This is a genomic window from Microbacterium trichothecenolyticum (assembly GCF_041938625.1).
GTDB lineage: Bacteria > Actinomycetota > Actinomycetes > Actinomycetales > Microbacteriaceae > Microbacterium > Microbacterium trichothecenolyticum_D.
In genome coordinates this window covers 4,150,246-4,170,074 of record NZ_CP169427.1, presented here as the reverse complement: position 1 = coordinate 4,170,074, position 19,829 = coordinate 4,150,246, and the positions used below count along the sequence as shown (strand labels likewise).

The 19,829-nt window shown below is 69.7% G+C and carries 14 protein-coding genes; 10 read left to right on the top strand and 4 right to left on the bottom strand.

All coding sequences use genetic code 11. The features are described from left to right. Positions 1–41: 41 nt before the first annotated feature. The 3 genes from ACEYYH_RS19270 to ACEYYH_RS19260 all read left to right on the top strand — a co-directional run bounded on the left by ACEYYH_RS19270 (position 42) and on the right by ACEYYH_RS19260 (position 2,949). Positions 42–1,232 carry a bifunctional 2-methylcitrate synthase/citrate synthase gene (locus ACEYYH_RS19270; RefSeq protein ID WP_374975906.1) on the top strand — a complete coding sequence of 397 codons (1,191 nt, stop codon included), beginning with the start codon at positions 42–44 and terminating at the stop codon, positions 1,230–1,232. A gap of 4 nt (positions 1,233–1,236) precedes the next feature. After that, entirely contained in the window at positions 1,237–1,692 is a 456-nt protein-coding gene (locus ACEYYH_RS19265; protein WP_116195546.1) for a hotdog fold thioesterase, read from the top strand. A 78-nt stretch (positions 1,693–1,770) separates the two neighbouring features. Then, complete coding sequence (locus tag ACEYYH_RS19260) at positions 1,771–2,949, top strand: thiolase family protein (protein ID WP_374975905.1); 1,179 nt, start codon at positions 1,771–1,773, stop codon at positions 2,947–2,949. A gap of 196 nt (positions 2,950–3,145) precedes the next feature. Here the strand turns inward: ACEYYH_RS19260 and ACEYYH_RS19255 are convergent, their stop codons facing one another. Further along, positions 3,146–3,376: a DUF1232 domain-containing protein gene (locus tag ACEYYH_RS19255; RefSeq protein ID WP_374975904.1), complete on the bottom strand. Its 231-nt coding sequence runs from the start codon at positions 3,374–3,376 to the stop codon at positions 3,146–3,148. Between the two features lie 255 nt (positions 3,377–3,631). Between ACEYYH_RS19255 and pulA the strand changes: the two genes are divergently transcribed. Further along, positions 3,632–9,355, top strand: coding sequence for a pullulanase-type alpha-1,6-glucosidase (pulA, locus tag ACEYYH_RS19250; RefSeq protein WP_374975903.1), 5,724 nt, complete (start codon positions 3,632–3,634; stop codon positions 9,353–9,355). A gap of 64 nt (positions 9,356–9,419) precedes the next feature. On the opposite strand, the gene ACEYYH_RS19245 is transcribed toward pulA, so the two are convergent. After that, positions 9,420–9,599, bottom strand: coding sequence for a hypothetical protein (locus tag ACEYYH_RS19245; protein ID WP_374975902.1), 180 nt, complete (start codon positions 9,597–9,599; stop codon positions 9,420–9,422). 298 nt (positions 9,600–9,897) lie between these two features. Here ACEYYH_RS19245 and ACEYYH_RS19240 point away from each other — a divergent pair, with 298 nt between their 5' ends. Continuing rightward, complete coding sequence (locus ACEYYH_RS19240; RefSeq protein ID WP_374975901.1) at positions 9,898–10,230, top strand: YciI family protein; 333 nt, start codon at positions 9,898–9,900, stop codon at positions 10,228–10,230. 56 nt (positions 10,231–10,286) lie between these two features. Here ACEYYH_RS19240 and ACEYYH_RS19235 read toward each other — a convergent pair whose 3' ends face one another. Beyond that, positions 10,287–14,102 carry a choice-of-anchor I family protein gene (locus ACEYYH_RS19235; protein WP_374975900.1) on the bottom strand — a complete coding sequence of 1,272 codons (3,816 nt, stop codon included), beginning with the start codon at positions 14,100–14,102 and terminating at the stop codon, positions 10,287–10,289. A gap of 207 nt (positions 14,103–14,309) precedes the next feature. Between ACEYYH_RS19235 and ACEYYH_RS19230 the strand changes: the two genes are divergently transcribed. The 3 genes from ACEYYH_RS19230 (at position 14,310) to ACEYYH_RS19220 (ending at position 17,352) form a co-directional block, all read left to right on the top strand. After that, complete coding sequence (locus tag ACEYYH_RS19230) at positions 14,310–15,482, top strand: acyl-CoA dehydrogenase family protein (RefSeq protein WP_374975899.1); 1,173 nt, start codon at positions 14,310–14,312, stop codon at positions 15,480–15,482. Between the two features lie 25 nt (positions 15,483–15,507). Continuing rightward, complete coding sequence (gene mmsB / locus ACEYYH_RS19225; RefSeq protein ID WP_374975898.1) at positions 15,508–16,407, top strand: 3-hydroxyisobutyrate dehydrogenase; 900 nt, start codon at positions 15,508–15,510, stop codon at positions 16,405–16,407. Between the two features lie 168 nt (positions 16,408–16,575). Next, positions 16,576–17,352, top strand: coding sequence for an enoyl-CoA hydratase (locus tag ACEYYH_RS19220; RefSeq protein WP_374975897.1), 777 nt, complete (start codon positions 16,576–16,578; stop codon positions 17,350–17,352). 8 nt (positions 17,353–17,360) lie between these two features. On the opposite strand, the gene ACEYYH_RS19215 is transcribed toward ACEYYH_RS19220, so the two are convergent. Continuing rightward, positions 17,361–17,897: a MarR family winged helix-turn-helix transcriptional regulator gene (locus ACEYYH_RS19215; RefSeq protein ID WP_374975896.1), complete on the bottom strand. Its 537-nt coding sequence runs from the start codon at positions 17,895–17,897 to the stop codon at positions 17,361–17,363. A 179-nt stretch (positions 17,898–18,076) separates the two neighbouring features. On the opposite strand from ACEYYH_RS19215, the gene ACEYYH_RS19210 reads away from it, so the two are divergent. Continuing rightward, a complete protein-coding gene (locus ACEYYH_RS19210; RefSeq protein WP_374975895.1) occupies positions 18,077–18,853 on the top strand; it encodes an electron transfer flavoprotein subunit beta/FixA family protein in 777 nt (258 codons plus the stop codon). A gap of 10 nt (positions 18,854–18,863) precedes the next feature. Then, entirely contained in the window at positions 18,864–19,829 is a 966-nt protein-coding gene (locus ACEYYH_RS19205) for an electron transfer flavoprotein subunit alpha/FixB family protein (RefSeq protein WP_374975894.1), read from the top strand.

Here is a 19,829-nt window from a genome sequence, read left to right as displayed (position 1 = left end):
TACGCTCGCTCAACGACCGGGCCAAGCAAAGGAGCAAGGCTATGACCGAACCCGACATCAAGAAGGGGCTCGCCGGCGTCGTCGTGGACTACACGGCGGTCTCGAAGGTCAACCCCGAGACGAACTCGCTGCTGTACCGCGGTTACCCGGTGCAGGAGCTCGCCGCGACGCAGTCGTTCGAGGCGGTCGCCTACCTCCTGTGGCACGGCGAGCTCCCGACCGACGTGCAGCTCGCGCAGCTGCGCGCGACCGAGCGTGCGTACCGGCACCTCCCCGCCGATGTGCGTGCCGCGATCGATCTCGTGCCGATCGACGCGCATCCGATGGACGAGGTGCGCACCGCGGTGAGCCTCATCGGCGCGCGCGACCTGGCCGGCACCGGCTCGGTGCTCGATGTGGCCGGGAGCGAGGAGGAGAACCTGGCGCGCAGCGTGCGACTGTTCGCCGTGCTTCCCGCGATCGTCGCCTACGGGCAACGCCGCCGCCGCGGACTGCAGCCCGTCGCTCCGCGCGACGACCTCGATTACGCCGCGAACTTCCTGTGGATGACGTTCGACGAGACCGCCGACGACGTCGTGGTCGACGCGTTCAACCGCTCGATGATCCTGTACGCGGAGCACTCGTTCAACGCCTCGACGTTCACCGCCCGTGTCGTGACCTCGACGCTCAGCGACCTCTACTCGGCGGTCGTCGCGGCGATCGGCGCCTTGAAGGGCCCGTTGCACGGCGGCGCCAATGAGGCCGTGCTGCACATCTTCGACGAGATCGGCACCGCCGAGAACGTCGGGCCGTGGCTCGACCAGGCGCTCGCCGAGAAGCGCAAGATCATGGGCTTCGGCCATCGCGTGTACAAGAAGGGCGACTCGCGGGTGCCCACCATGAAGGCGGCGCTCGACACGCTCGTCGAGCATTACGACCGGCCCGACGTGGCCGCGCTCTACGAGACGCTCGAGAGCGAGTTCGTGGGCCGCAAGGGCATCTACCCGAACCTCGACTACCCGTCGGGTCCGGCGTACAGCCTGATGGGCTTCGACACGCTGACCTTCACACCGCTGTTCGTCGCGGCCCGCGTGACCGGCTGGACCGCGCACATCATGGAGCAGCTCGCCTCGAACGCGCTCATCCGCCCGCTGTCGGAGTACAACGGGCCCCATGAGCGCCACATCGACGGTTATGTTCCGGATGCTGCGCACCAGGCCGCCGCCGAACGTGCAGAGGAAGCCGCGGGGTGAGGCCATGAGCCTCTGGTTCGGCGACGTCGCCGCCATCGACCTGTCGGCGATGGCGCCGGGCACGCTCATCGAGAACCTCGGCATCGAGATCGTCGCGATCCGCGACGATGCGCTGGTGGGACGGATGCCGGTGGACCACCGTTCCGTGCAGCCCGCGGGCGTGCTCCACGGCGGGGCCTCGGTCGCGCTCGCAGAGACGCTCGCGTCGTGGGCCGGCTACCTCGCCGTGGACCGTGAGCGGTTCCATGTCGTGGGCATGGAGATCAACGCCAACCACCTGCGCCCGATCTCGTCGGGCTGGGTCATCGGCACGGTGACGCCGATCAACGTCGGGCGTCGGGTGCACGTGTGGGAGATCCGCATCGCCGACGAGGCCGGCCGCCTCGTGTGCGTCTCGCGCTGCACCTTGGCGGTCATCGAGCAGCGCAGCACCTACGCGACCCCCGACGTTCGCGCCTGACGCGGTTCCGCGGCCCGTGCACGAGCGCCGGGCCGCAGCATCCGTCACCGTCTTAGGCTTCTGAGGAGGAGGTCTCCCATGCCCCACGCCGTCATCGTCGATGTCGTCCGCACGCCGTCCGGGCGCGGCAAGCCCGGGGGAGCGCTGAGCGCCGTCCACTCCATCGATCTCGCGGCGCACGTGCTGCGCGCGCTGCTCGAGCGCAACGGCCTCGAGTCGCGGCAGATCGACGACGTGCTCATGGGGTGCGTGAGTCAGGTCGGCGACCAGGCCATGAACGTCGCACGGCACGCCGTGCTGGCCGCAGGCTTCGATGAGACCGTGCCCGCTGTCACCATCGACCGTCAGTGCGGCTCGAGCCAGCAGGCCGCCCACTTCGCGGCCCAGGGCGTGATCGCGGGCGCGTACGACATCGTGATCGCCGCGGGCGTGGAGTCGATGAGTCGCGTGCCGCTCGGCTCGTCGCGCATCGGCGGCACGAAGGCCCCCGGCCTCATGCGGCGCTACCCCGACGGCCTCGTGAACCAGGGCGTCTCCGCCGAGCTCATCGCGCACAGGTGGGGCCTCAGCCGCGAGCAGCTCGACGCGTACTCCGCCGAGTCGCATCGGCGGGCAGTGGAGGCCTGGAACCACGGCGCCTTCGACTCGCAGGTGGTCCCGGTCCTCGCCGGCGACTCCGACGCGGTCGCGTTCGACGAGACCGTGCGCGCCGGCACCACCGTGGAATCGCTGGCCGGGCTGAATCCCGCGTTCCGCACCGACGAGCTCGCCGCGCGGTTCCCCGACCTCGATTGGCGCATCACCGCAGGCAATTCGTCGCCGCTCACGGATGCGGCATCCGCTGCTCTCATCATGAGCGAGGAGAAGGCGACCGAGCTCGGACTCACGCCCCGGGCGCGGTTCCACTCGTTCGCCGTCGTCGGCGACGACCCGATCATGATGCTGACGGGGCCCATCCCCGCGACTCGGCGCATCCTCGAGCGCAGCGGGCTGTCGATCGCCGACCTCGACGCCTATGAGGTGAACGAGGCGTTCGCCTCGGTGCCGCTGGCCTGGCAGCAGGACCTCGATGCCGACCCGGCGAAGCTGAACCCGTGGGGCGGCGCGATCGCCCTCGGCCACGCGGTCGGGGCATCGGGCACACGGCTGCTCGGCACCCTCGTCTCCCACCTCGAGGCGACCGGCGGGCGCTACGGGCTGCAGACGATGTGCGAGGGCGGCGGCATGGCGAACGCGACGATCATCGAACGGCTCTAGGGCGCCCACCCGACGGTGTCGTCGAGGCAAGGGATTTCCGCCGAGACCGGGGAGATCGCCCTCGGGGTCGGCGCGGATCCCCTGTCTCGGCGACGCTGCCGATCGAGCGCATGAGCATCCGGGACAGGACCACGGTCGACGGGCTCCTGCACCTGGGCTTCGGGAGCGCCTGCGCGGTCGCGGGCGACGACTGACCCTACGGAGCCTGCAGGCCCGCCTGCCACCGGTGGTGCTCGCGCACCAGGAGCAGGGCGAGGATGCTCCAGACGCCGAGGTCGTCGGTGAATCCGAGGGGCCCGAGCACGAGCTCGGGGATCAGGTCGATCGGCGAGACCGCGTAGACGACCGCGGCGGTCGCGGCGATCCACGTCGTGGGCGCGACGCGGTGCTCACCGCCCTTGAGTGCCTTGAGGAACGTCCACCACATGCAGTCCAGTGTGCGTCGGGATGCCGGATACGGGGCCCGGCGGTATCAACTTGTGACCTTCGGCGGGTCGCCGCCGTTCTGCAAGCGGTTGCGTGAATAGCAGGCAAACGGATGCCTCGGCCCGCAGCATCGGCTCGATGAAAGCCTTCTCATTCTGTAAGCGCTTGCAATTCTCGCGATGCCGCTGTTAGTGTCGGCCGCACAACTGCACCGCGGGCACGTCGGCGTGCCCATCGCCCCACCCCAGGAGCTCCCGTGTCGAAGTCGACCCCAGGACGTGCCCGAACACTCACCGCCAGCCTTGCCACGGCGGCGCTCATCGTGACGGGGGGAGTGGTCCAGATCGCGCCCGCAGCCGCCGCCGAGCGCACGTTCGCGCTCGTCGGCAGCCTGCAATCCGAACTCGGCTGCGCCGACGACTGGAAGCCCGACTGCGCGGCGACCGAGCTCGCCGCCACCGACACAGCAGGCGTGTACGCCGCCGAGTTCGACGTGCCGGCCGGCTCGTACGAGTACAAGGTGGCCGTCAACGACGCGTGGGACGAGTCGTACGGACTGGGCGGCGGGGGTGACAACGTCCCGCTGACGATCGCCGGCCCGTCGAAGCTGCGCTTCGTGTTCGATGACAACACCCATCGCGTGGGCCTCGAGGCGAAGAGCCTGCGTGCCGGGTACACGGCCGACGACGACGCGCTCGTCGCGGCACCGGTGCGCCAGCCGGGCAGCCAGGAGCAGTTCTACTTCGTCATGACCGACCGCTTCGCGAACGGCGACACCGCGAACGACCAGGGCGGGCTCGCCGGGGACCGGCTCACCACGGGCTTCGACCCGGCCGACAAGGGCTTCTACAACGGCGGCGACATCGCGGGCCTGCGCGAGAAGCTCGACTACATCGACGGCCTCGGCACGACCGCGATCTGGCTGACCCCGAGCTTCAAGAACAACCCCGTGCAGGGCGAAGGCGCGAACGCGAGCGCCGGTTACCACGGGTACTGGATCACCGACTTCACGCAGATCGACCCGCACCTCGGCACCAACGCTGAGCTCGAGGCACTGATCGACGAGGCGCATGCCAAGGGGATCAAGGTCTACTTCGACATCATCACCAACCACACCGCCGACCTGATCTCGAACACCCAGGGGCAGTACTCGTACATCGACCAGGCGACGAGCCCGTACAAGGACGCCTCGGGCACGGCCTTCGATCCGGCGGATTACGCGGGCACCGACACCTTCCCGGAGCTGGACGCCGCGACCTCGTTCCCGTACACCCCCGTGGTCGACGACGCGACCGCGAAGGTCCCGGCGTGGCTGAACGACCCCACGATGTACCACAACCGCGGCGACTCGACGTGGTCGGGCGAGTCGGTCACGTACGGGGACTTCTCGGGCCTCGACGACCTGATGACCGAGCACCCGACGGTCGTGAACGGCTTCGTCGCCGTCTATCAGAACTGGATCGACCTCGGCATCGACGGCTTCCGCATCGACACCGCCAAGCACGTGAACTTCGAGTTCTGGGAGCAGTGGACCACCGAGGTGCTCGACTACGCCCACTCCCTCGGCAAGAAGGACTTCTTCATGTTCGGCGAGGTCTACGACGCCGACCCGGTCAAGCTGTCGCCGTACGTCCGCGACACCGACATGAACTCGGTGCTCGACTTCACCTTCCAGTCGTCGGCCGTCAGCTTCGCCGCGGGCAACAGTGCGAAGGGGCTGCAGGCTCTGTACGCGGGCGACGACTGGTACACGACGACAGACACGTCCGCCACGGCGCTGCCGACCTTCCTCGGCAACCACGACATGGGCCGTGTCGGCTACATGCTGCAGTCGACCCCTGACGCCCTCGGGCGCGACCTGCTCGCGCACGACCTGATGTTCCTCGGCCGCGGCCAGCCCGTCGTCTACTACGGCGACGAGCAGGGCTTCGCGGGCACCGGCGGCGACAAGGACGCACGCCAGACGCTCTTCGCGACCGAGGTCGCGGAGTATCAGAACCAGAAGCTCATCGACGGCACGACCGCAGGGTCGGTCGACCGCTACGACACCGCCGCCCCGGTCTACCAGCGCATCGCCGATCTCGCGGCCCTGCGTGCGGCGCACCCGACGCTCGTCACCGGGGCGCAGATCGAGCGCTACGCCGACAACGGCGCCGGCGTCTACGCCTTCTCGCGCGTCGACCGCAAGGACGAGGTCGAGTACCTGGTCGCGCTCAACAACACGACGGCTGCCAAGACGGTGAACCTCACGACGCTCACTGCGAACGCGTCGTTCGCGCCGGTCTACGGCGCCGACGCGGCGCTGTCGACGGACGCCTCGGCCGCGGCATCCGTCACCGTCCCGGCCCTGTCGGCCGTCGTCTATCGTGCCGGCGCGACGGTGTCGGCTCCCGAGTCGCCGCTGGCCATCTCGGTGAACGCGCCGGCCGCCGGTGCGGGTCTCACGGGCTCCGTCGCCATCAGCGCCGACGTCGATGACGCGACGTGGCAGGAGACGAGCTTCTCGTGGCGCGTCGCCGGATCGGACGAGTGGCACGCGCTCGGTACCGCAGAAGACACCGACCCGCGCGTCTTCCACACGATCGAAGGCCTCGCGAACGGCACGCTCGTCGAGTACCGCGCGGTCACGACCGACGCCGCCGGACGCCACGCCGCCGCCTCGACCTACGCGTCGGTGGGCAACGCCGTGTCGCTCGTCGTCGAGGAGGAGCCCGAGTCGCCGATCGACATGGTGACCGTGCCCGGAAACCTCAACTCCGAGATGGGCTGCGCGGGCGACTGGACCCCCGGCTGCGAGGCGGCGAAGCTCACGCTGCGCGCCGACGGCATCTGGGCCGGCACGTTCGACCTTCCGGCGAACACGTACGAGTACAAGGTCGCGATCAACGGCACGTGGGACGTGAACTACGGCGCGAACGGCGCTCCGGGCGGTGCGAACATCACCATGGCTCACGCCGGCGGCCCGATCACCTTCTACTTCGACCCGCGCTCGAACGTCGTGCAGTCGACGGCCGAAGGCCCCACCGTGACGCTGCCGGGCTCCGCGCAGAGCGAGCTGGGGTGTGCCGGCGACTGGGACCCGGGCTGCCTCGCGACCCTCATGGCCGATGGTGACAAGGATGGCGTCTACGAGTTCTCGACCGACGAGATCCCGGCCGGCGCCTACGAGATCAAGGTCGCGCACGGGCTCAGCTGGAACGAGAACTACGGCGTGGGCGGCGCGCCCGGCGGCGCGAACTACTCGTTCAGCGCGAGCGACGGCAAGCTGATCGTGTTCCGGTACACCCTTTCCACCCACGTGCTCGAGATCGAGGTCACCGACCCGCCGCTCGCCGGTGTGGGCGAGCAGCGCGCGCACTGGATCGACGCCGACACGATCGCCTGGCCGGCCGATCTCGGCGCCGTCCCTGCCGACGCCTCGTGGCAGCTGCACGCGTCGGCCGAGGCATCCGTCGCTCTCGTCGACGGCGAGGTCACCGGCGGCGACGCGGTCGACCTCACGGTGATCGAGGGCGGTCTGACCGCTGAGCAGAAGGCGCGGTTCCCGGCTCTCGCGAGCTTCGTCGCGCTGAGCGTGCCTGCGGGGACGGATGCTGCGGCTCTGGTCCGCGGCCAGCTCGCGGTGTCGCAGCGCGACGCCGACGGCGTGCTTGCGGGCTTCACCGGGGTGCAGATCCCGGGTGTGCTCGACGACCTCTACGCGGACGAGGTGGCCGACGCCGACCTCGGTGTCACGCTCTCGAAGGACAAGCCGACGTTCCGCCTGTGGGCGCCCACCGCCCAGAGCGCGACGCTGCTCACGTGGGAGGCCGGAGCCGACGGCGACCCCGTGCGCCACGAGGCGGCGTGGGACGCGGCATCCGGAATCTGGACCGTGAAGGGTACGAAGGCGCTGAAGGGCGACGAATACCTGTGGGAGGTCGTCGTCTACGCGCCGACCACCGGGAAGATCGAGACGAACGACGTCACCGACCCGTACTCGGTCGCGCTGACGACGAACTCCGAGCGCTCCGTCGCGATCGACCTCGACGACAAGGACTGGCGTCCGAAGGGCTGGGAGAAGACGAAGGCGCCCGTGGTGGACCGCCCGGTCGACCGCGCGATCTACGAGCTCCACGTGCGCGACTTCTCGATCACCGACGAGTCCGTGCCCGAGGCCGAGCGTGGCACCTATGCGGCGTTCTCGCGCGACAGCGCGGGTGCGACGCAGCTGCGCCAGCTCGCCGATGCGGGCGTGAACACGGTGCACCTGCTGCCGACCTTCGACATCGCGACGATCGAGGAGGACCGCTCGAAGCAGCTGACGCCGGACTGCGACCTCGCGTCGTTCACGCCCGACAGCACCGAGCAGCAGGCCTGCGTCGAGAAGGTCGTCGACGCCGACGGCTTCAACTGGGGCTACGACCCGTACCACTACTCGGTGCCCGAGGGCTCGTACGCCACGGACCCCGAGGGCGGCGCCCGCGTGGCGGAGTTCCGTTCGATGGTGGGGGCGCTGCACGGCATGGGCCTGCAGGTCGTGCTCGACCAGGTGTTCAACCACACCTCGGCATCGGGTCAGGCGCCGACGTCGGTGCTCGATCAGGTCGTGCCCGGCTATTACCAGCGGCTCAACCTCGCGGGCGGCGTCGAGACCTCGACGTGCTGCCAGAACGTGGCCACCGAGCACGAGGTCGCGCAGAAGCTCATGGTCGACTCGGTCGTGACGTGGGCGCGTGACTACAAGGTCGACGGCTTCCGCTTCGACCTCATGGGCCACCACTCGAAGGAGAACATGCTCGCGATCCGCGCGGCGCTCGACGAGCTCACGCTGAAGAAGGACGGCGTCGACGGCAAGGCGATCTATCTCTACGGAGAGGGCTGGAACTTCGGCGAGGTCGCGAACAACGCCCTCTTCGAGCAGGCCACGCAGGGGCAGCTCGGCGGCACCGGCATCGGCACGTTCAGCGACCGGCTGCGCGACGCCGTACACGGCGGCAGCCCGGTGGCGAGCGACACGATCCAGCAGCAGGGCTTCGGCACCGGCCTCGGCACCGACCCCAACGGCGCGCCGATCAACGGCACCACCGAGCAGGCCCTCGCCGACCTCGCGCACCAGACCGACCTCGTGAAGCTGGGCCTCGCGGGCAACCTCCGCGACTACACGCTGACCGACCACACGGGCACCGTGAAGGCGGGCGACGAGCTCGACTACCGCGGCTCGCCGGCCGGCTACGCCGATCAGCCCGACGAGATCATCACGTACGTCGACGCGCACGACAACGAGACGCTCTACGACCTGTCGGTGCTGAAGCTCCCGGCCGACACGGCGATGGCGGACCGCGTGCGCATGAACACGCTGTCGCTCGCGACGACGACCTACGCGCAGACGCCGTCGTTCTGGCACGCCGGCACCGAGCTGCTGCGCTCGAAGTCGCTCGACCGCAACAGCTACAACGCGGGGGACTGGTTCAACCGCATCGACTGGACGGGGCAGGAGTCGACCTTCGGGTCGGGCCTCCCGCGCCAGGCCGACAACGGCACCTCGTGGGCGATCAAGCAGCCGCTCCTCGCCGACCCGGCGAACAAGCCCGGCGCCTCCGACATCGCCACGGCCGAGGCATCCGCTCTCGATCTGCTCCGCGTGCGCGACGAGGTGGGGCTGCTCCGGCTCGGGTCTGCCGACCTCATCGACCAGAAGGTCTCGTTCCCGAACAGCGGGACGGATGCCGACCCCGGCGTGATCGTAGTGCTCATCGACGACCTCGTGGGCAAGGACGTCGACCCGAAGCTGAAGGGCGCGCTGGTGGTCTTCAACGCGGGGACCGCCCCGGCGACGCAGACGGTCGCGGAGCTGAAGGGCCGCTCGTTCGCCCTGACGCCGGCGCTGGCGAAGGGCTCGGACCCCGTCGTGAAGACGACCACGTGGAACGCCTCGACCGGAACGGTCACGGTGCCGGCGCGCACCGCGGTGGTGCTGGTCGAGAACCAGCGCCGCTGACACCGTCGTCGCACCACCGCGCCCGCCCGTCATCGTGACGGGCGGGCGCGGTCATGCGGCGTGGCTAGAGCAGTTCCATCAGCTGCCGCCCGAACACCGCGAGGGCCGCGACGGCGACACCGGCGACCGCGAGCGCGGCGATCGTGACGACGAGGATGTTGCCCCCGATGGTGAGAAGCAGCGCCGCGGTAGCGGAGAGCTCGCGGCGACGGGTGACCGGGATCGTGGACGTGGTGCTGACCATGCCTTCGACGCTACGGAGCGAGGCGCGCCACCGCGTCAGCCCGGAGTCTCATCCGAGTCCGCCCGGAGGATGATTCTGCGCGGTCGGAATCAGCATCCGCGGTCGAAATCGGCATCCGCGGCCGGAGTCCTGCGGCCGCGCTGTCGAAATCGGCATCCGCGGTCGTCTGATCGGGCCGCGAATGCCGATTCGGACAGCGCGAAGAATCCGCGACACCGAATTGTCGACTTCGCCGGCGGCCGTGCGACGACCGGAGTGAGGCTGGCGGACGGCCGCCCACAACCGGAAGGATCACCCCATGAAGTACATGATGTTCGTCGTCACGTCGCTCGAGCCCGACGCGGAGGCCGACGAGTCGGACGTCGACCTGTGGGTCGATCCGCTCGACGCCAGCGGCAAGCGGGTCATCGGCGAGGTGCTCGCGCCGCAGTCCGACTCCACGGTGGTGAAGGTGCGCGGCGGCAAGGTGCTCACGAGCCGCGGTCCGTTCGTCGAGACCGCCGAGGTGATCTGCGGCTTCGACATCCTCGAGGTCGAGAACCTGGAGGAGGCGATCGAGATCGCGTCGCGGCATCCGATGGCCCGCAACGGACAGCTGGAACTGCGCCCGTTCATGGTCTGGGACCAGTGACACGCAGAGGCGGCCCTCACCCGAAGGTGGGGGCCGCCTCGTCGTGCAGGAGGACGTCAGTCCGCGGTGGTCTCGCGACGCCTGCGGATCACGAAGAGCGCCGCACCGGCGATCATCAGCACTGCGGCGCCGCCGACGGTGATCCCCCACGGGAACTCCGAGCCGGTGGCGGCGAGGGCCCCGGGCGCGACGACCGTGACGCCGACCTCGATCGGGTCCAGACCTGCCGACGTGATCACCAGGCGGTGGTCGCCGAGCGCGATGTCGGACGGGATGACCACGGTGAAGCTCAGGCGGCCCTGTGCGTCGGCGGCGGGGATGCCCGAGACCACCACCGGGTCGCTGAACAGCGTCGCGGCCACGGTCTGACCCGGCTCGAGGCCCGAGAGGGAGACGCGGAGCGTGCCGCCCTGCTCGACACGGCCCGGGCCGACGTCGACCTTGGCCCAGTCGCCGCCGCGCTGCGCACCCGCGGCCGGCGGGTTGCCGCCGGGGTTCACGGGAGTGGGCGGGGTGGTGGTGCCGGGGTCGGTCCCCGGGCCGGTGCCGGGGTCCGTGCCCTCGACCGGGGGCTGCTCGCCGAGCAGGTACGCGCGGTCCGCAGGCGACGGGGCGACCGGGCCACCGGCTGCGGCGAAGAAGTCCACCGTGGCCTGCAGGTCGATCTGGCCCGAGTCGAGCACGTTCGTGCCGTCGGCGAAGGAGAAGAAGTTGTCTCCACCGGCCGACAGGAACGAGTTCGTCACGACGCGGAAGGTGTCGGTGGGGTAAATCTCTTCACCCTGATACTGCATCGACACGATGTGCGCATCGCGGGCGGCCGACGGGTCGTACTCGAAGGTGAAGCCCTTCGAGACGCCGAGGGCGAGCTTCGGGCGCGACGCGCCGTCGGGCTGCCACTGCTGCTCGAGGATCTCCTTGATCTGCACGCCGGTCAGGTCGAGCGTGACCAGGGTGTTGCCGAACGGCTGGACGTTCGCGACCTCACGGTACGACATCGCCCCGTCGTCGTCGCCGAACAGCAGGTCGTTGCGCAGGCCCCCCGGGTTCATGAACGCGATCTGCGCGTCCTGGCCGCCGTAGCCCGGATTGGCGCTCGTCGCCCACAGGTAGACGTCGGCGATGGTGTTGCCGAGCGTGGAGTGCACGCCGCGGTCCTCACTGCCGGTCGAGGTCTTGCCGCGGAGGATGTCGGCGGTGATCGAGCCGACCTGCACCTGCCCCTTCTCGGTCGCGACCGTCACGGCCTGGTCGACGATGGACTTCGTCGCGGTCTGAGGGTAGGCGACGTGCTGGCTCACCACCGAGTCGTACAGCGACACGGTGCCGCCGGTGATCGACTCGAGCTCGCCGGTCTCGGTCAGCTCGATGTCGAGCGTTCCGAGCGCGGTGCCGTACTGGTGCGCCTGGATGACCGGGCGACCGCCGATCTCGTGCGCGTACCGCTGGTGCGTGTGCGCCGAGACGATGGCGTCGATGTCGTCCGACGCGTTCTCGACCAGGTCGCCGAACGCGTCGTCGGCCTGGCTGGCCTCGAGCGCCGAGCTCGCGGCGCCCTCATGGGCGAGCAGGATGACGACGTCGGCGCCTTCCGCCGCAGCATCCGCCGCCGCATCGTTGGCCGAGTCGACCAGGTCGCGGAACTCGATGTCGGCGATGCCGTCGGGGCTCACCATGCCGGCCGTCTGAGTCGTGACGACGCCGACGAACGCGATCTTCGTGCCGTTCACCGTCTTGATCGTGTACGGCTGCAGCGCGTGGTCGTCGGTGCCCTTCACGAAGACGTTCGCACCGAGGGCGAAGTCGCTCATCGCGTCGGCGTTCTCGTCGCCCTCGAAGCTCGGGATGACGTCGTTCACGAGGTCGTCGAAGCCCTGGTCGAACTCGTGGTTGCCGACGGCGCTCGCGTCGAGGCCGGCCGCGACGAGCGCGTCGATGGTGGGGTCGTCGTCGTCGATGAACGACTCGAACGCCGAGGCGCCGATGTTGTCACCGGCCGAGACGAACAGCGTGTTCGGGTTCTGCTGACGGTACTTGTCGACCGCACCCGCGAGCACCGCGGCGCCCGCGACGCCGCCGGTCTCCTGCACGAGGCGCCCGTGGAAGTCGTTGATCGTCAGCACGCGCACATCGGGCTGCGAGGCGGTGAGCTGAGCGACGTCCCACACGGTGGTCGTGCCCGAGACCTCGCTGCCCACGACGAGCTGCGGTGTGCCGGTCGACGAGCGCAGCGCCGAGATGAACTGGATGCCCTCGGGGCCCAGGTCGCCCGCCGCCGCCGACTCGACGTCCTGCGTGAAGTCGCGGTTGTTGACGTAGGTGACGTACTGGGCCGCCGTCGGGTCGGTGATGTCGTAGACCATCACGCCGCCGACGCGCTCGAGGCCGACGAAGGCGTAGGTCTTGCCGCCGACGACGCCGATCGTGACGTTCTCGGGCTCGGGGCCCTTGTCGTCGCTGCGGTCGTTGCTGTTGTTGTTGTCGTTGCTGGCATTGAAGACCAGGCCCGGGATCTGCGACGTGATCTGCTCGAAGTCGTCGCCCGAGTCGAAGACCAGGGTGCCCTTCGTGTCCCAGATCGAGAATGAGCGGCCGCCGTACGCGTACAGCTCGCTGTAGCAGTCGGCACCCTCGGCCTGGCCGAGGTCGGCCACGACCTTGAGGCGGCCAAGGTCGTGGCCGCCCTGCAGGCCGGCGAGCGGGCTGTCGGCGCAGATGCCGGCGAGGCCGTCCTTGCCGAAGTCCTTGATGCGGGCCTCGTCGATGAAGTACGAGTCGGTGTCTTCCACGCCCCACTCGCGCGCGTCGCCCTCGTTCGCGGTGACGAGGTAGGTCGCGGTCTTGCCGCCGACCGTCGCCGAGAACGACTGGATGCCGTCGGGCATGTACAGGCCCTTGAGGCCGGGATACGTCGCGATGTTGACCGTGGGTGCGCCCTGCGGGTCGCGGTCGCTGGGGTCGAGGCCGTTGCCTGCGACGCCGTAGTCCTTGTAGCCGAGCGGCAGGATCGAGGTGACCTCGGCCTTGGTGAGGTCGATGACCGCGATCGCATTGCCCTCCTGCAGCGCCGCGTAGGCGGTCGTGCCGTCGACCGTGATGTACTCCGGCTCGAGGTTGCGGCTCACGCGGTTGGCCGTGAGCGCCTTGTCGCCCTGGTCGGGTGCAGCGACGTCGGGGCCGAACACGCGCACCCTCGGGTCGAGCGTCTTGGTGCCACCGGCCTCGAAGGCGCCGAAGCCGGCGGTCTTGACCGCACTCTGGGCCGGAGCGGCGACGCCGGCCGGAAGCGTCACGACGCTGATCGAGCCCTCGGGGTCGAGCGAGAAGTCGTCGGCGGGCTCCCCCTCGTTCGCCACGACCGCGTACTTGCCGTCCTTCGAGACGGTGACCATGTCGGGGAGGGCGCCAACCTCGACCTGCCCGAGCACTGAGGCTTCGGCCGAGTCCTTGTTCGCGTCGAAGAACACGAGGTGACCCTTGTCGGTCTTGGTCTCCGCCTCGAACGCGACCACGCCGAGGCCGTCGTCGCGGATGGCGAGCGAGTTCGCGACGCCCTTCGAGGCGATCGAGAACAGCGCGGTCGGCTGCTCGGGGCCGCTGTTGTCGAGCACGAGCACCGTGCCGGCCTGCGCGTTGACAACGAACAGGCGGTCGCGGTACGCCTGCACGATCTCGGCGGCGGACTCCCCGTAGACGCCGGACTCGTGGGAGCCGAGCGGGGTCAGCGCGAGTGCGGCGTTCGGGGCGGAGTCGCTGAAGTAGTCCGGAACGAGCGCGGCGGATGCCGCGGTGCTGCTGGTCAGCGCGAGCGCGCAGACAGCCGCGGTCGTCGCGGTGAACGCGACGGCGCGGCGGAAGAGATGCGAAGGCATGCGTGTCCTCGGTAAGGGGGTGCGGGTGCGACACGGAATGGAACCCAGCGTCCACACCGAATCGGCTCGAGCTTGGATGGCGAAGATGACCCCGGGGTGAACAGCGCTGGACGATTCCGGTGCACGGGATCCCGAGCAATTACATGGATGTCCTAGTATTCTGGTAGTCGTGACGAAGCCGTCACCCTGACTCACCGGAGAGACGTAATGGACGCCACCCCTGTCCCCGTGCTCGCTCCCGCCGCCATCAGCGAGGACGAGCGCGCAGCCATCATCGAAGCCGTGCGCGATTTCGCGCAGTCCGAACTCGCGCCGCACGCGCTGGAGTGGGACGCGACATCGCACTTCCCCCGCGAGACGCTGCAGCTCGGCGGCGACCTCGGCCTCGGCGGGATCTACGTCCAGGAGGACATCGGCGGCTCGGGCCTTTCGCGCTCGGACGCGGTGCTGATCTTCGAGGAGCTGGCGAAGGGCGACCCGGCCATCGCCGCGTACATCTCCATCCACAACATGGTCGCGTGGATGATCGACGCCTACGGGACCGACGCTCAGCGCCACGAGTGGCTTCCGCTCCTGACGTCGATGCAGGGGTTCGGCAGCTACTGCCTCACCGAGCCGGGGGCGGGATCGGATGCCGCCGCGATCGCCACGAGCGCGATCCGCTCGGGCGACGAGTACGTGCTGACCGGCGTCAAGCAGTTCATCTCCGGCGGAGGCGAGGCATCGGTCTACATCGTGATGGCCCGCACGGATGCCGACGCCGGCGGTCGCGGCATCACCGCGTTCCTCGTTCCGGCCGACACCCCTGGGCTCTCGTTCGGCCAGGTCGAGCACAAGATGGGATGGAACGCCCAGCCGACGCGGCAGGTGATCCTCGACGAGGTGCGGGTGCCCGCCGCGAACGTCCTCGGCGGTGAGGGGCAGGGCTTCAAGATCGCGATGTCGGCGCTCGACGGCGGCCGCATCAACATCGCCGCGTGCTCGCTGGGCGGCGCGCAGTGGGCGCTCGACCGCGCCGTCACCTATGTGCACGAGCGCTTCACCTTCGGCGAGCCGCTCGCCGAGAAGCAGGCCGTGGTGTTCGCGCTCGCCGATATGGCCACCGAGCTGCGTGCGGCGCGCGCCCTCGTGCGCGATGCGGCGGCCGCCCTCGATGCGAAGGCGCCGGACGCATCGATGCAGTGCGCGATGGCCAAGCGGTTCGCGACCGATGCGGGCTTCACCGTCGCCAACCAGGCCCTCCAGCTGCATGGCGGGTACGGTTACCTCCACGAGTACGGGATCGAAAAGGTGGTGCGCGATCTGCGCGTGCATCAGATCCTGGAGGGGACCAACGAGATCATGCGCGTGATCATCGGCCGCCAGCTGCTCGCGCACTGACGATCTCAGGACGAGGAGGTCCGACATGAAGATCGCATTCCTGGGGCTCGGCCACATGGGCCTGCCCATGGCGCGGAATCTCGCCGGCACCGGTCACGAGGTGGTCGGCTTCGACGTCTTCCCCGCCGCGGTCGAGGCGGCACGGGGCGCCGGGCTCGCCGTCGCGGATTCGGGAACGGATGCTGCCACCGCCGCGGACGTCGTCATCACGATGTTCCAGACCGGCGCGCAAGTGCTCGACGCCTATCGGGGTTCGGAGGGGGCGGCGGGGCTGCTCGGGGTCGCAGCATCCGGAGCACTGTTCATCGACTGCTCGACGATCGCCGTGGACGAGGCGCGCGCCGCGCACGCGCTCGCCGAGGCGGCCGGGCACCGCTCGCTCGACGCGCCCGTGTCGGGTGGGGTGGTCGGCGCCGAGAACGCCACGCTCGCGTTCATGGTGGGCGGCACGGACGACGACTTCGAAGCGGCCAGGCCGCTGCTCGAGGCGATGGGCCGCCGCGTCGTGCACTGCGGCGGGGCCGGACTCGGCCAGGCCGCGAAGGTGTGCAACAACATGATCCTCGCGGTGTCGCAGATCGCGGTGGCCGAGGCGTTCGTGCTGGGGGAGCGGCTGGGGCTCTCGCACCAGGCGCTGTTCGACGTCGCCTCGAATGCGTCGGGGCAGTGCTGGGCGCTGACGACGAACTGCCCGGTGCCCGGGCCGGTGCCGACGAGTCCGGCGAACCGCGACTATCAGCCCGGATTCGCCGGTGCACTCATGAACAAGGACCTGGGCCTTGCCGAGCAGGCGGTGCAGCTCACCGGAGTGGACGCCCGCATGGGCATGCTCGCGCGCGAGATCTACGCGCACTACGCCGACGGCCCCGGCGCGGGCCAGGACTTCTCGGGCATCATCAACTCGATCCGCGAGTTCTCGGACTGACCCGGCTCCGCCCCGAGTCGCTCACCTGTCACGATCTGCCGCCGAGCTCGGCACGTTGTGACAGGTGAGCAGCAGCACCCCTGGCTCCCATCAGCTCACCTGTCACGAAGTGACGCCCGGGGCGACACAATGTGACAGGCAAACAGCAGCCCGCAACCGAGGAGAGATATGACCGAGTACGACACCATCCTCGTCGAGACCCGCGGCCGGGTCGGCTGGATCACCCTCAACCGGCCCGAGGCGCTCAACGCGCTGAACGCGCAGGTGTGCCGCGACGTGGTGGCCGCAGCATCCGTCTTCGATGCCGATGAAGGGATCGGCGCGATCGTCGTGACCGGCTCGGAGCGTGCATTCGCCGCCGGCGCCGACATCAAGGAGATGGAGTCGAAGTCGGGGCTCGAGATGCTGATGGGCGACCACTTCGGCGGCTGGACGCAGTTCGCCGCCGTGCGCACGCCGGTGATCGCCGCCGTCTCGGGCTACGCGCTCGGGGGCGGGTGCGAGCTCGCGATGATGTGCGACATCATCCTGGCCGCCGACTCCGCGAATTTCGGCCAGCCCGAGATCAACCTCGGGGTCATCCCGGGGATGGGCGGTTCGCAGCGCCTCATCCGCGCGGTCGGCTACTACAAGGCGGCCGAGCTGATCCTCACGGGACGGATGATGGATGCTGCGGAGGCCGAGCGGTCGGGACTCGTCTCGCGCGTCGTCCCCGCCGCCGACCTGCTCGCCGAGGCGCAGAAGACCGCCGAGACCATCGCGTCGAAGAGCCTGCCGTCGCTGTACGCGGCGAAGGCCGTGCTGGATGCCGCGCTCGAGACCCCGTTGGCCGAGGGCCTGCGCCTCGAGAAGCACGTGTTCGCGAGCCTCTTCGACACCGAGGACCAGAAGGAGGGCATGGCCGCCTTCCGCGAGAAGCGCGCCCCCGAGTTCACGGGCCGCTGAGTCTCGGCTCAGAGCGGGTCGGGCTGAGGGCGGGGCTCGGTGAAGTCGCCGGCGTCCTTGCGGAAGCGCGCGATGATGCGCACGAGCTCGGTCGTGTCGGCGTCGGTCAGGCCGGGATCCTCGAAGACCTCGGTGTTGAGGGCCGCCGTCGCCCGCTCCACGAGCTCGCGGCCGGAGTCGGTGAGCACGAGCATCGCCGCGCGCCCGTCGCCGGGGTGCGGTTCGCGCGACACGAGGCCGTCGCGAGCGAGACGCTCGACCGTGTTAGTGACGCTGGTCGGATGCACCTGCAGGCGGGCGATGGCGCTGGCCATCGGCATCCGTCCCTCTCTGGTGAAGCCGAGCAGGCGCAGCATCTCGTACCGCGCGAACGACAGGCCGAACGGCTTCAAGGCGGTGTCGATGCGCGCGAACAGGAGCTGCTGCGCTCGGATGATCGACGTCACGGCGGTCATCCCCGCGGCGGCGCTCTCCCAGCCATGGGCGATCCACTGGCGCTTGGCCTCGGCGATCGGGTCGACCGGAAGACGCTTGGGTGCTGCCATGACGACCTCCTCGTCCCCACCGTATCGGTCCGGGGGTGTGGTGAGGGACGGCGGATACGTCGAAACCCGCTTTATGTATACACACGGCGGGTCACGCGTCGCTCATCGCCGGTTCGTGACACGGGATTGGGTACATTGCGCCGCGCGCCATAGACTCGTGCCCAGCGTGAGGAGATCGTATGAAGATCGTCGTCCTGGTCAAGGAAGTCCCGGATACCTATGGGGATCGCAAGCTGTCGCTGGAGACGGGACTTGCCGATCGCGCCGCGAGCGAGACCGTGATCGACGAGATCGGTGAACGTGCGCTCGAGGTGGCGCTGTCGTACGCCGACAAGACGCCGGGAACCGAGGTCGTCGTGCTCTCGATGACGCCGGAATCGGCGTCGGCGACGGTGCGAAAGGGTCTTGCGATGGGCGCCGCGTCGGCCGTGCAGGTCGTCGACGAGGGCCTTCTCGGGGCAGACCTGGGGCTGACGGCAGAGGTGCTCGCGGCGGCGCTGCAGCGCACCGGGTTCGATCTGGTGATCGGCGGCAACCTGTCGACCGACGGGGTGGGCGGGATCGTCCCGGCGATGGTGGCCGAGATCCTCGACGTGCCGTCGGCGACGTATCTGAGCGCGGTCGAGATCCGCGAGGGCGAGGTGCTCGGCACGCGTGCGTCCGACGGCGCGACGCTGCAGGTGACGGCGGCGCTGCCGGCGGTGATCTCGATCACCGAGGCGCTGCCCGACGCGCGCTTCCCGAACTTCAAGGGCATCATGGCGGCGAAGAAGAAGCCGTTCGAGACCCTGTCTCTCGCCGAGCTCGAGATCGACCCGCACGACCCCGACGCGTCGCGCTCGATCGTGATCTCGCTCAGCGAGAAGCCGCCGCGTGCGGCCGGCGTGAAGATCGTCGACGAGGGGGACGCGGGGCAGAAGCTCGCGGACTTCCTCATCCAGAACCGGCTCGCGTGAGGTGGCTCCCATGACTTTTGCGGACGACTCGATCCTGGTCCTCCTCGACACCACGCCCTCGGGCGGGCTGGCCAAGACGGCGGCCGAGCTGCTGGGTGCCGCCGCCTCGGTGGGCACGCCGGTCGCGGTGATCGTCGGTGATGCCGCGTTGGCGACGGATGCTGCGGCCCTGGGCGCCGCGTCGGTGCTGGTCGCGCCGGCCGGCGACTCTCTGACGGTTCCGCGGGTGGACGCGCTGACGGAGGCCGCCGATCTGGTGCGCCCCGACGCGATCCTGGTGGCGAACTCGGTGGAGGGCCGCGAGGTCGCCGGCCGGTACGCCGCCCGCACCCGCTCGGGCGTCGCGGTCGACGCGGTCGGCGTCTCGCGCGACGCGGAGGGTGTGGTGGCGCACCACTCGGTCTACGGCGGGGCTTACAACGTCGACTCGGCCGTCACGTGGGGCGCGCCGGTCATCACGATCCGGCAGGGCTCGATCGATGCCCGTGCCGAGGCGGTCGCCGGCGTCGAGGCCGAGCCGCTCGAGGTGCGTGCGTCCGGCCGTCGCGCCGCGACCGTGACCTCGGTGGACGAGGCCGTGGTGTCGTCGTCGCGTCCGGAGTTGCGTGGTGCGGCGAAGGTGGTGTCGGGCGGGCGCGGTCTCGGATCCGGCGAGAAGTTCGCGCTCGTCGAGCAGCTGGCCGATGCGCTCGGCGCGGCGGTGGGCGCGTCGCGCGCCGCGGTCGACGCCGGCTATGTTCCGTACTCGTACCAGGTGGGTCAGACCGGTGTGTCGGTGGCGCCGCAGCTGTACGTGGCTCTCGGCATCTCGGGCGCGATCCAGCACAAGGCCGGCATGCAGACCGCCAAGACCATCGTCGCGATCAACAAGGACCCGGACGCCCCGATCTTCGAGATCGCCGACTTCGGCGTCGTCGGCGATCTGTTCACGGTCGTGCCGCAGCTGATCGCGGCGCTCGAGGCGAAGAAGGCGTAA

Bases quoted from the DNA above. Each gene is read 5' to 3' on its own strand.
- ACEYYH_RS19270 (WP_374975906.1), top strand. From the start codon at position 42: ATGACCGAACCCGACATCAAGAAGGGGCTCGCCGGCGTCGTCGTGGAC.
- ACEYYH_RS19265 (WP_116195546.1), top strand. From the start codon at position 1,237: ATGAGCCTCTGGTTCGGCGACGTCGCCGCCATCGACCTGTCGGCGATG.
- ACEYYH_RS19260 (WP_374975905.1), top strand. From the start codon at position 1,771: ATGCCCCACGCCGTCATCGTCGATGTCGTCCGCACGCCGTCCGGGCGC.
- ACEYYH_RS19255 (WP_374975904.1), bottom strand. From the start codon at position 3,376: ATGTGGTGGACGTTCCTCAAGGCACTCAAGGGCGGTGAGCACCGCGTC.
- ACEYYH_RS19245 (WP_374975902.1), bottom strand. From the start codon at position 9,599: ATGGTCAGCACCACGTCCACGATCCCGGTCACCCGTCGCCGCGAGCTC.
- ACEYYH_RS19240 (WP_374975901.1), top strand. From the start codon at position 9,898: ATGAAGTACATGATGTTCGTCGTCACGTCGCTCGAGCCCGACGCGGAG.
- ACEYYH_RS19235 (WP_374975900.1), bottom strand. From the start codon at position 14,102: ATGCCTTCGCATCTCTTCCGCCGCGCCGTCGCGTTCACCGCGACGACC.
- ACEYYH_RS19230 (WP_374975899.1), top strand. From the start codon at position 14,310: ATGGACGCCACCCCTGTCCCCGTGCTCGCTCCCGCCGCCATCAGCGAG.
- mmsB (WP_374975898.1), top strand. From the start codon at position 15,508: ATGAAGATCGCATTCCTGGGGCTCGGCCACATGGGCCTGCCCATGGCG.
- ACEYYH_RS19220 (WP_374975897.1), top strand. From the start codon at position 16,576: ATGACCGAGTACGACACCATCCTCGTCGAGACCCGCGGCCGGGTCGGC.
- ACEYYH_RS19215 (WP_374975896.1), bottom strand. From the start codon at position 17,897: ATGGCAGCACCCAAGCGTCTTCCGGTCGACCCGATCGCCGAGGCCAAG.
- ACEYYH_RS19210 (WP_374975895.1), top strand. From the start codon at position 18,077: ATGAAGATCGTCGTCCTGGTCAAGGAAGTCCCGGATACCTATGGGGAT.
- ACEYYH_RS19205 (WP_374975894.1), top strand. From the start codon at position 18,864: ATGACTTTTGCGGACGACTCGATCCTGGTCCTCCTCGACACCACGCCC.